A 13,238-nucleotide genomic window follows, 5' to 3' on the forward strand; every position below is an offset into this window, starting at 1 on the left:
GCCCCCAGGAGTCCGGCGACCCCTTCGACCACGACGTCCTGCCCACCCCGCCGGGCGCCACCGCGGCCCTGCTGCGCTCGCTGCTCGCGCCCATGAAGGCCCGGGTCGTGCTCACCACGCTCCTGCTGCTGTTCCAGCAGGCGGCGGTGCAGGCGGGCCCGCTGCTGGTGGCCTACGCCCTCGACAGCGCCGTACCCGCGCTCCGGCACCACGACCACGGGCCGCTGGTCGCGGTCGCCGCCGGCTACCTGGTCTGCGCGCTGCTCTCCGGTGTGCTGCAGTTCTGGTTCGTCGAGGCCTCCGCCCGGGTGAGCCAGGACGTGCTGCTGGACCTGCGCGGCCGGATCTTCCGGCACGCGCAGGCGCTGAGCGTCGACTTCCACGAGCGCTATACATCGGGCCGGCTGATCTCCCGGTCCACCACCGACGTCGAGTCGCTGCGCGAACTCCTGGAGGAGGGGCTGCAGGAGCTGGTGACCGTCGTGCTGTCCTTCGTCTACATCTCGGCGATGCTGCTGTGGCTGGACCTCGGCCTGGGCGCGGTGGCGATGGCCTCCTTCGTGCCGCTGTACCAGCTCGTGCGGGTGTACCGGCGGCGCGCGGGGCGGGTGTACACCGCGCGGTCCACGGCGATCGCCGCGGTGATCGTGAAGTTCGTGGAGACGATGAACGGCATCCGGCCGGTGCGCGCGTTCCGCCGGGAGGCGGCCAACGACACCGAGTTCGGCGTGCTCAACCGACGGCACGAGGGGATCAACGGGGACGCGCTGCTGGAGATGGCGCGGTACGTGGTCGGGTCCCGTCTGGTGGCCAACACGGCGGTCGCGGGAATCGTGCTGTGGGGCGCCTACCGGGTGGCGTCGGGCTCGCTCGCGCTGGGTGTGCTGGCGGCCGCGGTGCTGTACCTGCGCCGGCTGTACGACCCGATCGACCGGCTCGGCATGTTCCTGAACTCCTACCAGTCGGCGGCCGCCTCCCTGGAGAAGATCGCCGGACTGCTGGCGCAGACGCCGTCCGTGCCGGAACCGGCCACCCCCCGCGAGCTCCCGCCGTCGGACGGTGAGTTCCCGGGCCGCGAGGTCGTCTTCGACGGGGTCAGCTTCGCCTACCGCACCGGCGGCGAGGTGCTGCCCCGCTTCGACCTGACCCTCCCGGCCGGGCAGACCGTCGCCGTGGTCGGCTCCACGGGCGCGGGCAAGTCGACCCTGGCCAAGCTGCTGGCCCGGTTCTACGACCCCTCCGAGGGGCGGGTCCTGCTGGACGGCGTGGACCTTCGCGAGCTCGCGCTGCCCGAACTGCGGCGCGGGGTGGTCATGGTGACGCAGGAGGCGTTCCTGTTCTCGGGCACGGTCGCGGACAACATCGCGATCGGCCGGCCCGACGCCACCCGCGAGGAGATCGAGCGGGCCGCGAAGGCGATCGGCGCGCACGAGTTCATCAGCGCGCTGCCCGACGGTTACGACACCGACGTACGCAAACGCGGGGGGCGCATCTCCGCAGGTCAGCGCCAACTGGTAGCGTTCGCACGCGCGTTGCTCGCGGACCCGGCGGTGCTGATCCTGGACGAGGCGACCAGTTCGCTGGACGTCCCCGGGGAGCGGGCCGTGCAGCGGGCGATGTCGACGGTGCTGCGCGGTCGTACCGCCGTGGTGATCGCGCACCGGCTGTCCACCGTGGAGATCGCCGACCGGGTGCTGGTCATGGAGCACGGCCGGATCGTCGAGGACGGGCACCCGGCGGAGCTGATCGCGGGCACAGGAAGGTTCGCGGACCTGCACCGGGCGTGGCGGGACAGTCTGGCCTAGGTCGGGTCCGCGTCGTGGGGCGGGCGGGACTTCGCGGACACGGCCCAGGGCCTGGCGGACGGGGGGGGACGACGGTGATCGACGCGTACGAGGACCCGGGCACACCGGACACCCGGGGTGGCTGGCACTACCTGTGGTGGCTGGTGCTGCGCCAGCCGCTGCGGTCGCTCGCCGGCGCGCTGCTGGGCAGCGTCTGGCTGGTGCTGATGGCCGGCCAGCCGTACCTGATGGCCCGCGCGGTGGACGACGGTCTGGTGCCGGGGCGGATGGGCGTACTGGCCGGGTGGACGGCGACGATGTTCGTGGTCGGCGTCGTCACCGCCTGGGTGAGCATCCTGCGGCACCGCACGATGACCCGGGTGCGCATGGACGCGAACTTCCGGACGGTGAAGCTGGTCGTGGCGCACGCGGCCCGGCTGGGCGCCGCGCTGTCCCGGCGGGCCGGGGCCGGGGAGGTCGTCACGATCGGCGTCGGCGACGTGGCGACCCTCGCGCAGGCGCTGACCGTGGTCGGGCCCGGGGTCGGCTCGATCGCGGTGTACCTGGTGGTGGCCGGGCTGCTGCTGGACATCTCCGCGCCGCTCGCCGCCGTGGTGCTGCTGGGGGTGCCGGTGATCGGGCTGCTCACCGGGCCGCTGACACTGCGCCTGCAGGGCGCCGAGAGCGAGTACCGGGAGCGGCAGGGCGTGCTGGCGGCTCGCATCGGGGACCTGGCGGGCGGGCTGCGCGTGCTCAACGGGCTGGGCGGCAAGGGCCTGTTCGCCGACGCCTTCCGCGGTGACTCGCAGCGGCTGCGGGCGCAGGGCTACCGGGTGGGCGCGGTGGCCAGCTGGGTGCAGGCGCTCGGGGTGGGGCTGCCCACGCTGTTCCTGGCCGTGGTGACCTGGCTGGCGGCCCGGCTGGCGGCGCGGGGCGACATCAGCGTGGGCGAGCTGGTGTCGGTGTACGGCTACGTGGCGGTGCTGATCGGGCCGGTGGCGTTCGTCGTGCAGATGGTGTACGAGCTGAACCGCGGTGTGGTGGCCGCCCGCCGGGTGGTGGGCCTGCTGCGGCTGGAACCGGAGCCCGACGAGGGCACGCTGGCCGCGCCGGACGGACCGGCCGAGCTGAGCGACCCGGCGTCCGGGGTCCGGGTGGCGCCGGGCCGGCTGGTCGCGCTGGCCGCCGCCCGGCCCGCCGAGGCCGCCGCCGTGGTGGACCGCCTGGGCCGGTACGGGGCCACCGAGGCCACCTGGGGCGGGGTGCGGCTCGACGCGGTCCCGCTGGCCGAGGTGCGGGCCAGGATCCTGGTCGCGGACAACGAGGCGGACCTCTTCGCCGGGCCGCTGCGGGAGGTCGTGGCCGCGGACCGGACGCCCGGCGGGGCGGCGCTGCGCCGGGCGGTGCACGCGGCCGCCGCCGAGGACGTCGTACGCGGGCTGCCGGACGGCCTGGACTCGGTGGTGGCCGGGCAGGGCCGCAGCCTCTCCGGCGGGCAGCGGCAGCGGATCCGGCTGGTGCGGGCGCTGCTCGCGGACCCGGAGGTGCTGCTCGCGGTGGAGCCGACCTCGGCGCTGGACGCGCACACCGAGGCGACGGTCGCCGAGCGGCTGCGGGCGGCGCGGCAGGGCCGGACGACGGTGGTGGTGAGCACCTCGCCGCTGGTGCTGGACCACGCGGACACCGTGCTGTTCCTGGTCGACGGCAAGGTGACGGCGAGCGGCCCGCACCGGCGGCTGCTGGCGCGGGACGCCGGTTACCGGGCCCTGGTGGCGCGGGACGCCGAGGACGCCGCCGCCGGCACGGGGGACGCCCGGGACACCGGGAGCGCCGGAGCCGCCGGGGACACAGACGCCGAGAACCGCGGGAGCGCCGCGGACGCCGAGGGGGCCGTACGGTGACGACGGACGCGACGCTGCTGCCGGTGGCGGACCGGGCCGGGGTCCGGCGCGCGACCGCGCGGCTGGTCCGTGCCGACGGGCGGGCGTTCGCCGCCGCGCTCGGGCTCAACGCGCTGGCGGCCGGGGCGGGTCTGGTCGGCCCGTGGCTGGTCGGCCGGATCGTCGACGAGGTGCGGGCGGGGCACGGGGCCGGGGCGGTGGACCGGCTGGCGCTGTGGATCCTGCTCTGCGCGCTGGCCCAGTTGCTGCTGGCCCGGTGGGCCAGGTACGTCGGGCACCGGTTCGGGGAGCGGACGCTGGCCCGGGTGCGCGAGGAGTACGTCGACCGGGTGCTGGCGCTGCCCGCGTCGGCGGTGGAGCGGGCCGGCACCGGCGATCTGACCGCGCGCGGCACGGCCGATGTCGCCACCGTGGGCACCACGTTGCGCGACGTCGGCCCGGAACTGCTGGTCTGCACGGTGCAGGCGCTGTTCGTGCTCGGCGCGGTGTTCGCGCTCGACCCGCTGCTCGGCCTGTTCGGGGCGGTGGGTCTCACGCCGATCTGGCTGGCGCTGCGCTGGTATCTGCGCCGGGCGCGGGACGGCTATCTCGCCGAGGGCGCGGCCACCTCGGAGGTCGCCGAGATCGTGGCGGCCACGGCGGCAGGCGCGCGCACGGTCGAGACGTTCCGGCTGAGCGGGCGACGGATCGCGGCGAGCCGGGAGGCGCTGGAGAAGTCCCGCCGGGCCCGCTTCCACACGCTGTGGCTGCGGACCGTGTTCTTCCCCGCCGTCGAGATCACGTACACCGTGCCGGTGGCGGGCGTGCTGCTGGTGGGCGGCTGGCTGCACGAGCGGGGCGCGGTGGGTCTCGGCGCGGTGGTGGCCGCGGCGCTGTACCTGCGGCAGTTCACCGAACCGCTGGACCAGATCCTGATGCGGGTGGAGCAACTGCAGAGCAGCGGTGCCTCGTTCGCCCGGGTCGAGGGGCTGGCGGGGGCACCGCGGGCGCGGACGGAGGGCGGCCCGAAACCGGCGGGCGACCGGATCGACGTGCGCGGGGTGCGGTACGCCTACGAGCGCGGCGGCGAGGTGTTGCGCGGGGTGGACCTGACCGTGCGGCCGGGCGAGCGCCTGGCCGTGGTCGGTCCGTCGGGCGCCGGGAAGACGACGCTGAGCCGGCTGCTGGCGGGCATCGACTCCCCCGGGGCGGGCACGGTGACGGTCGGCGGCGTGCCGGTCGCCGCGCTGGAACCGGAACTGCTGCGCCGCCAGGTCGTCCTGGTCACCCAGGAACACCATGTCTTCCTCGGCACGGTCCGCGACAACCTGCTGATCGCCGAGCCCGCCGCGACCGACGACGGGCTGTGGGCGGCGCTGGCCGCGGTCGGCGCGGACGACTGGGTCCGTGCCCTGCCCTCCGCCCTCGACACCCCGCTCGGCCCCGGCGGCCACCCCACCGACGGCTCCCAGGCCCAGCAACTGGCCCTGGCCCGCGTGGTGCTGGCCGATCCGCACACCCTCGTCCTGGACGAGGCCACCGCTCTCCTGGACCCCGCCACCGCCCGCCACACCGAGCGCGCCCTGGCGGCGGTCCTCCAGGGCCGCACGGTGATCGCCATCGCCCACCGCCTGCACACGGCCCACGACGCGGACCGCGTGGCCGTGATGGAGGACGGCCGGCTGACGGAACTGGGCACGCACGACGAACTGGTGGCGGCGGGCGGCGCGTACGCGGCCCTGTGGCGCACCTGGCACGGAGACGCGACCGAACAGGTCTAGGGCCTGTTGCGAAAGTGGTCCTCTGCCGTGCGACGCCCGGCACGCGGCCGCCCTCCGGGCGACGAGGCCACTTTCCCGACAGGCCCTAGCCACGCACCCCCGGCCGTTCGTATAACGAACAAGGGCGTCCGTTCAACGAACCATTTCCGGCCAAATTCGTGACGTGGTCCTGACAGATGCACCCATTCCTGTCACTCTTCCCACGGCTGACTCACAGCGACCCCACAGCTTCCGTCTGCGCGCGTGAGCCGGCTCCGCACCCGCACATGGTTCCGCGCAACACCCTGCTCTGCCCGGACGTCCGAACCCACCGTCCGGTCTCCCCTGACCGCGCGACCCGCGGTCACGCAGAAGGAGTCAGTGTTGAGTAGCAGCTCTCGCAGACGCGCCCCCCACACAGCGCTGCGCCCGACGGCGCCCCGTCGCACCGCCACCGTCGCCCTCGTGGGCGTCGCCGCCCTGATCGCCGCCGCCGCGCAGTCGGGCGTGGCCGGCGCCGCCCCGGCCGCGGCGCCGGTCACCGGCAAGGCCGACCCGGCCCACGTGGCCGTCACGCTCTCGCCCTCGCAGCGCGCCGAGCTGATCCGGCACGCCGACGCCGGTAAGGCCGCGACGGCGCGGTCCATCGGACTCGGGGCGAAGGAGCGACTGGTCGTCCACGACGTCGTCGAGGACGCGGACGGCACCCTGCACACCCGGTACGAGCGCACCTACGCGGGCCTGCCGGTGCTCGGCGGCGACCTCGTCGTCGACACCGCCGCCTCCGGCGCGGTCGAGCGCGTCGTCAAGGCGAGCGACGCCCCGCTGACGGTCTCACGTCTCACCCCCGCGGTCTCGACGAAGTCGGCCGAGGCGCAGGCCGTGAAGCTGGCCAGGGCCCTCGGCGGCACCCGGTCCGCGGCGGACGGCGTGCGCACGGTGATCTGGGCCGGCTCCGGCAAGCCCGTCCTCGCCCACGAGACGGTCGTCGGCGGCCTCCAGGACGACGGCACCCCGAACCGGCTGCACGTCGTCACCGACGCGGCCACCGGCAAGAGGCTCTACGCGTACCAGGGCATCGAGACCGGCGTCGGCAACACCCAGTACAGCGGCCAGGTCACGCTGACCACGACCCAGTCGGGCTCGACGTACACGCTGACCGACGGCGCGCGCGGCGGCCACAAGACGTACAACCTGAACCACGGTTCCTCGGGCACCGGCACCCTGTTCTCACAGACCAACGACACCTGGGGCAACGGCACCAACTCCAACGCCGCCACCGCGGGCGCCGACGCCCACTACGGGGCCGCGGTCACCTGGGACTTCTACAAGAACACGTTCGGCCGCAGCGGCATCAAGAACAACGGCGTCGGCGCCTACTCCCGGGTCCACTACGGCAACTCGTACGTGAACGCCTTCTGGGACGACGGCTGCTTCTGCATGACCTACGGCGACGGCTCCGGCAACGCCAAGCCGCTGACCGCCATCGACGTCGCGGGCCACGAGATGAGCCACGGTGTCACCTCCAACACCGCGGGCCTGAACTACAGCGGTGAGTCCGGTGGCCTGAACGAGGCCACCTCCGACATCTTCGGCACCGGCGTGGAGTTCTACGCCAACAACGCCTCCGACCCCGGTGACTACCTCATCGGCGAGAAGATCGACATCAACGGCAACGGCACCCCGCTGCGCTACATGGACAAGCCCAGCAAGGACGGCGCGTCCAAGGACAGCTGGTACTCCGGGATCGGCGGCGTCGACGTGCACTACTCGTCGGGCCCCGCCAACCACTTCTTCTACCTGCTGAGCGAGGGTAGCGGCGCCAAGGTCATCAACGGCGTCAGCTACAACTCGCCCACCGCGGACGGGCTGCCGGTCACCGGCATCGGCCGCGACAAGGCCCTGCAGATCTGGTATCGGGCACTGACCACCAAGTGGACGTCCACCACCAACTACGCGGGCGCCCGCACCGGCACGCTCGCGGCGGCCGGCGAGCTGTACGGCACCACGAGCGCCGAGTACAAGGCGGTGCAGGACGCCTGGGCGGCCGTCGCGGTCGGTGCGCGCTCGGGCGGCGGCGGAGGCGGCGGCACCTCGTACGAGAACACGACACCGGTGTCGATCCCGGACAACGGGCCGGCCGTCACCTCGGACATCACCGTCTCCGGCAGGAGCGGGAACGCGCCGGCCAACCTCCAGGTGGCGGTGGACATCACGCACACCTGGCGCGGTGACCTGGTGATCGACCTGGTCGGTCCGTCGGGTACCGCGTACCGCCTGAAGAACTTCTCCGGGTCCGACTCGGCGGACAACGTGCAGGAGACCTACACCGTCAACGCCTCCTCCGAATCGGCCAACGGCACCTGGAAGCTGAGGGTGCAGGACCAGGCCGCACAGGACGTCGGGAAGATCAACAGCTGGAAGCTGACCTTCCCGTAAACCGCACGCCACAGGCCCACGAACGGAGCGCCGCCGGAGGGTACGTCACTCTCCGGCGGCGTCCGTTTACATCTCTGAAACGTTCGGCAGACAGTCGGTTTTGCGCCAACATCACTTCAGGGTCATGACATGTACGCGCCCCTGGTGCCACTCTTCCTTCACCCGCCGCAGCAGCACCGCAACTTCGCACCGCCACAGCCTCCGGACAGTAACCCCACGCTGCCCGGACTCCCCCACGAGAAGGAGCTTCTGTGAGCCCCCTCTACGCGCGTCACAAGCGCACCACTCTGGCCATCGCCACCGCTGTCGCCGCCGGAGCCCTGCTTTCCACTGGTCTGACCACCAGTGCCAGCGCCCAGACGCCGGCCGAGGTCGCGGCCAAGCCCCTGGCCGCCGCCCCGACCGCGCTGTCCTCCGCTGCCCGCGCCGGCCTGCTCCAGAAGGCGCAGGCCGGTGCCGCGCAGACCGCGCGGCACATAGGTCTCGGCGCCAAGGAGAAGCTCGTCGTCAAGGACGTCGTCAAGGACACCGACGGCACCGTCCACACCCGCTACGAGCGCACCTACGCCGGCCTGCCGGTGCTCGGCGGCGACCTCATCGTCCACACCGCCAGGTCGGGTGCGACCGAGGGCGTCACCAAGGCCACCAAGTCGGCCGTGAAGGTCGCCTCGCTCAAGCCGCAGATCACCGCCGCCAAGGCGGAGAAGCAGGCCCTGAGCGCCGCGAGAACCCTCGGCTCCGCCAAGTCCTCCGCGGACGGCGCGCGCAAGGTGATCTGGGCCGGCTCCGGCAAGCCCGTCCTCGCCTACGAGACGGTCGTCGGCGGCCTCCAGGACGACGGCACCCCGAACCAGCTGCACGTCATCACCGACGCGGCCACCGGCAAGAAGCTCTTCGAGTACCAGGGCATCGAGAACGCCACCGGCACCGGCAAGTCGCTGTACTCGGGCACCGTCAGCCTCAACACCACCCTGTCGGGCTCGACGTACCAGCTGTACGACACCACGCGTGGCGGGCACAAGACGTACAACCTGAAGCACGGCACCTCGGGCACCGGCACCCTGTTCACCGACGCGGACAACGTCTGGGGCACCGGCACCGCCTCCAGCTCCACCACGGACCAGACGGCCGCCGCCGACGCCGCCTACGGCGCCCAGGAGACCTGGGACTTCTACAAGAACACGTTCGGCCGCAGCGGCATCAAGAACAACGGTGTCGGCGCCTACTCCCGCGTCCACTACGGCAGCTCGTACGTGAACGCCTTCTGGGACGACAGCTGCTTCTGCATGACCTACGGCGACGGCTCCGGGAACACCCACCCGCTGACCTCGCTGGACGTGGCCGGCCACGAGATGAGCCACGGTGTCACCGCCAACACCGCGGGCCTGGACTACAGCGGTGAGTCCGGTGGCCTGAACGAGGCGACCTCCGACATCTTCGGCACCGGCGTGGAGTTCTACGCCGCCAACAGCTCGGACGTCGGCGACTACCTCATCGGCGAGAAGATCGACATCAACGGCGACGGCACCCCGCTGCGCTACATGGACAAGCCCAGCAAGGACGGCGGCTCCGCCGACTACTGGTCCTCCTCGGTCGGCGGCAAGGACGTCCACTACTCGTCCGGTGTCGCCAACCACTTCTTCTACCTGCTGTCCGAGGGCAGCGGCGCGAAGACGATCAACGGGGTCTCGTACAACTCCCCGACCTACAACGGCGCCGCGGTCACCGGCATCGGCCGCGCCAAGGCGCTGCAGATCTGGTACAAGGCGCTGACCACGTACATGACGTCGACGACCAACTACAAGGCCGCCCGCACGGCGACCCTGAACGCGGCGTCGGCCCTGTACGGCTCCACCAGCACGGAGTACAAGGCGGTCGCGGCCGCCTGGACCGCGGTCAACGTCAGCTAGAAGCAGGTAAGTTGACGGTGGGCGGTACCCGGGCTGAGAGCGACCCGGGTACCGCCTTAGTCTTGTGACCCATGTCCCCGGCGCCCTTCACCTACGAGCCGGTCGGAGCGACCCGCGACGACCTGAGCTTCTGCCCGCCCGGCTTCCGCCCGATGCTCGTGCGCACACGTCTCGGCGAGGGCCCCGAGGTCTTCCGTCGGGCCGCCGAGGCGGTCCTGACCTGGGAGATGCACCGCGCGCTCGGCGTGGGCATCGACGCCACCGCCGACCGCGCGGCCCCCGGCACCGACGTCACGGTCACCCTGGCCGGCCTGGTCAGGGCACCCTGCCGGATCGTGTGGACCGTGGAGGAGCCCCGGCGGGCCGGCTGGGCCTACGGCACCCTCGAAGGCCACCCCGAGTGCGGCGAGGAGGCCTTCGTGGTCGACCGCACGGGTGACGGCACCGTCTGGCTGACGGTGGCCGCCTTCAGCCGGGCCGCCAAGTGGTACGCCCGGGCCGGCGGGCCCGCGACCCGGGGCCTCCAGCACGCCTACGCCCGCCGGTGCGGGACGGTCCTGCGGCGGTTGTGCGCGGGCCTGGACGAGGACTGACCCCCGCGGTACCCGTCACGGGGGCCCGCTCCGGCGCCTGGGGCCCGTCTTTCAGCTCGTGCCGAGAGCCGCGGGGTCCGGCTCGGGCCGGTCCGAAGGCGCCCGTCCTCCGGCACCGGCCCGATCCGGAAAGGCCCTAGCGCAGCAGCACCCCGGCCCCCTCCGCCGCGTCCTCGGACGGCACCGTCACCAGCCCAAGTTCCGCGCTCGACGCGAGGTGGCGGTGGGCCGGCAGGATGCGGACCGTGTAGCCGTAGGGTCCGGTGCGGTCCAGGGAGAGGGGACCCTCGTAGAGCAGGCGGCCCTCCAGGTCGGGGGCGCCCACCGGCTTGAGGGGCACCGTGGTCGCGTCCGTGATGCGGTCCTCGGAGTCGACCCGGCCCGACACGGCCTGCACCTCGACGTCGTCCGGCCCGAGGTCGCCCAGCCCCACCCGGACCCGCAGCCCCACGCTCGTGCCCAGCTCCGCTGTGGCCGTCGTCGCCGTCGTCTCCACGTGGTCGACGCTCACCCCGGGCCACGCGGCACGCACCCGGGCCTTCCAGGCGGCCAGTTCGCGTGCCGTGTCCGGGGTCAGCGCCCGGTGGGCCTGCGCGGCGGGGGCGTACAGGCGGTCGACGTACTCGCGGACCATGCGGCCCGCCAGCACCTTGGGGCCCAGCAGGGTGAGGGTCTGGCGGACCATCTCGATCCAGCGGTCGGGCAGCCCGCCCCGCCCCCGCTCGTAGAACCGGGGCGCGACCCGCTGCTCCAGCAGGTCGTACAGGGCCCCGGCCTCGATGTCGTCGCGGCGGTCCGGGTCGGTGCCGGCGCCGTCCGCGGTCGGGACGGCCCAGCCGAAGTCCGGCTGGAACCACTCGTCCCACCAGCCGTCCAGCACGGAGAGGTTGAGGCACCCGTTGAGCGCGGCCTTCATCCCGGAGGTCCCGCAGGCCTCCAGCGGGCGCAGGGGGTTGTTCAGCCAGACGTCACAGCCCGGGTAGAGCTTCTGCGCCATCGCCATGCCGTAGTCGGGCAGGAAGACGATGCGGTGCCGGACCCGCGGGTCGTCGGCGAACCGCACGAGCTCCTGCACCAGCCGCTTGCCGCCGTCGTCCGCCGGGTGCGCCTTGCCCGCCACCACGATCTGGACCGGCCGCTCGGGATGCAGCAGCAGCTCCATCAGCCGGTCCCGGTCCCGCAGCATCAGGGTGAGCCGCTTGTACGACGGCACGCGCCGCGCGAACCCGATGGTCAGCACGTCGGGGTCGAGCACCCCGTCGATCCAGCCCAGCTCCGCGTTGCCCGCGCCGCGCTGCCGCCAGGACGCGCGCAGCCGCTCCCGCACCTCGAACACCAGTTGCTCGCGCAGGGTGCGGCGCAGCTCCCAGACCTCCTGGTCCGGGATCTCCGCGACCGAGTCCCAGCGCTCGGAGCCGCCGACGGTCAGCGCGTCCTCGGCCCGCTGGGTGCCGATCTGCCGGGCGCCCAGACGGAGCACCTCGGGAGCCACCCAGGTCGGGGCGTGCACCCCGTTGGTGACGGAGGTGATCGGCACCTCCTCGGCGTCGAATCCCGGCCAGAGTCCGGCGAACATCTCCCGGCTCACCTGACCGTGCAGCAGCGACACCCCGTTGGCCCGCTGCGCGAGCCGGAGTCCCATCACGGCCATGTTGAACAGGTTCGGCTCGCCGCCCGGGTACGTCTCCATGCCGAGCGCCAGGATCCGCTGCACGTCGATGCCCGGGAGCTCGGCGTCCGGACCGAAGTGCCGGCCGACCAGTTCCCGGTCGAACCGGTCGATCCCGGCCGGCACGGGCGTGTGGGTGGTGAACACGGTCCCGCTGCGCACGGCCTCCAGCGCCGGGTCGAAGTCCAGCCCACCCGCGCACAGCTCGGCGATCCGTTCGAGGCCGAGGAAGCCCGCGTGCCCCTCGTTGGTGTGGAACACCTCGGGGTCCGGGTGCCCGGTGAGCCGGCAGTACGTCCGCACGGCCCGCACACCTCCTATGCCGAGCAGCATCTCCTGGAGCAGCCGGTGCTCGCTGCCGCCGCCGTACAGCCGGTCGGTCACCCCGCGTTCGCCGAGGTCGTTCTCCTCCACGTCCGAGTCGAGCATCAGCAGCGGCACCCGGCCCACCTGGGCCAGCCAGATCCGGGCGTGCAGCGCCTTGCCGCCGGGCAGGGCGAGGGAGACCCGCGCCGGGGTGCCGTCGGCCTCCTTCAGCAGGCTGACGGGCAGTTCGTGCGGGTCGAGCACCGGGTAGTGCTCCTGTTGCCAGCCGTCCCGGGACAGGCTCTGGCGGAAGTACCCGTGCCGGTAGAGGAGTCCGACCCCGATCAGCGGTACGCCGAGGTCGCTGGCCGCCTTCAGGTGGTCCCCGGCGAGGATGCCGAGGCCCCCGGAGTACTGGGGCAGCGCGGCCGTGATGCCGAACTCCGGGGAGAAGTAGGCGACGGCGGCGGGCAGCCCGGCGTCCTGGTGCTGGTACCAGCGGTCGCCGGTCACATAGTCGTGGAGGTCGTCGGCGGCCGCGGTCAGCCGGCGCAGGAACCGCCGGTCGCCGGCCAGCTCGGCCAGCCGGCCCGGGCGGACACCGCCGAGCAGCCGCACCGGGTCGGCCCCGGCGGCGGCCCAGCGTTCGGGGTCGACGGACTGGAACAGGTCGCGCGTCTCCGCATGCCAGGACCAGCGCAGATTGCGCGCCAGGTCATTGAGCGGCCGGAGGGGTTCGGGGAGAACGGGACGGACGGTGAACCGACGGATCGCCTTCACATTCCACCTCGACACGTCGCGGGGTGAGACGCACGGCGCTGTACGTCTCGTCGTCAGGGTCGACGGTAGTGGTTACCGGGGGGTCGGTGGGGACGTACCGGGCAGGGGTGTCGGGGC

The 13,238-nt window shown here is 73.1% G+C and carries 7 protein-coding genes; 6 read left to right on the top strand and 1 reads right to left on the bottom strand.

Translation table 11 applies throughout. From position 1 onward, the window contains the following. The 6 genes from V7E45_RS32745 to V7E45_RS32770 form a co-directional block, all read left to right on the top strand. A partial coding sequence (locus V7E45_RS32745) for an ABC transporter ATP-binding protein (RefSeq protein ID WP_333777872.1) occupies positions 1 to 1,805 on the top strand: 1,805 nt, incomplete at its 5' end. Positions 1,806 to 1,879: 74 nt separating this feature from the next. Then, positions 1,880 to 3,685 (top strand): ABC transporter ATP-binding protein, encoded by a 1,806-nt coding sequence (locus tag V7E45_RS32750; protein WP_333777873.1) that lies wholly within the window; start codon positions 1,880 to 1,882, stop codon positions 3,683 to 3,685. Next, complete coding sequence (locus V7E45_RS32755) at positions 3,682 to 5,445, top strand: ABC transporter ATP-binding protein (RefSeq protein WP_333777874.1); 1,764 nt, start codon at positions 3,682 to 3,684, stop codon at positions 5,443 to 5,445. Before V7E45_RS32750 ends, V7E45_RS32755 begins: the two co-directional genes overlap by 4 nt. Before the next feature lie 360 nt (positions 5,446 to 5,805). Beyond that, the gene (locus V7E45_RS32760; RefSeq protein WP_443056313.1) at positions 5,806 to 7,863 is read left to right on the top strand and encodes a M4 family metallopeptidase; all 2,058 of its coding nucleotides are present in this window, start codon (positions 5,806 to 5,808) and stop codon (positions 7,861 to 7,863) included. Positions 7,864 to 8,114: 251 nt separating this feature from the next. Further along, a complete protein-coding gene (locus tag V7E45_RS32765) occupies positions 8,115 to 9,773 on the top strand; it encodes a M4 family metallopeptidase (protein WP_333777875.1) in 1,659 nt (552 codons plus the stop codon). 71 nt (positions 9,774 to 9,844) lie between these two features. Next, the gene (locus V7E45_RS32770; protein WP_333777876.1) at positions 9,845 to 10,366 is read left to right on the top strand and encodes a DUF1990 domain-containing protein; all 522 of its coding nucleotides are present in this window, start codon (positions 9,845 to 9,847) and stop codon (positions 10,364 to 10,366) included. Between the two features lie 136 nt (positions 10,367 to 10,502). Here the strand turns inward: V7E45_RS32770 and V7E45_RS32775 are convergent, their stop codons facing one another. Next, a complete protein-coding gene (locus V7E45_RS32775; RefSeq protein WP_333777877.1) occupies positions 10,503 to 13,121 on the bottom strand; it encodes a glycosyltransferase family 1 protein in 2,619 nt (872 codons plus the stop codon). Positions 13,122 to 13,238: the final 117 nt, after the last annotated feature.

It is taken from the genome of Streptomyces sp. IBSBF 3136 (genome assembly GCF_036815105.1).
Lineage (GTDB): Bacteria > Actinomycetota > Actinomycetes > Streptomycetales > Streptomycetaceae > Streptomyces.

Bases quoted from the DNA above. Each gene is read 5' to 3' on its own strand.
- V7E45_RS32770 (WP_333777876.1), top strand. From the start codon at position 9,845: ATGTCCCCGGCGCCCTTCACCTACGAGCCGGTCGGAGCGACCCGCGAC.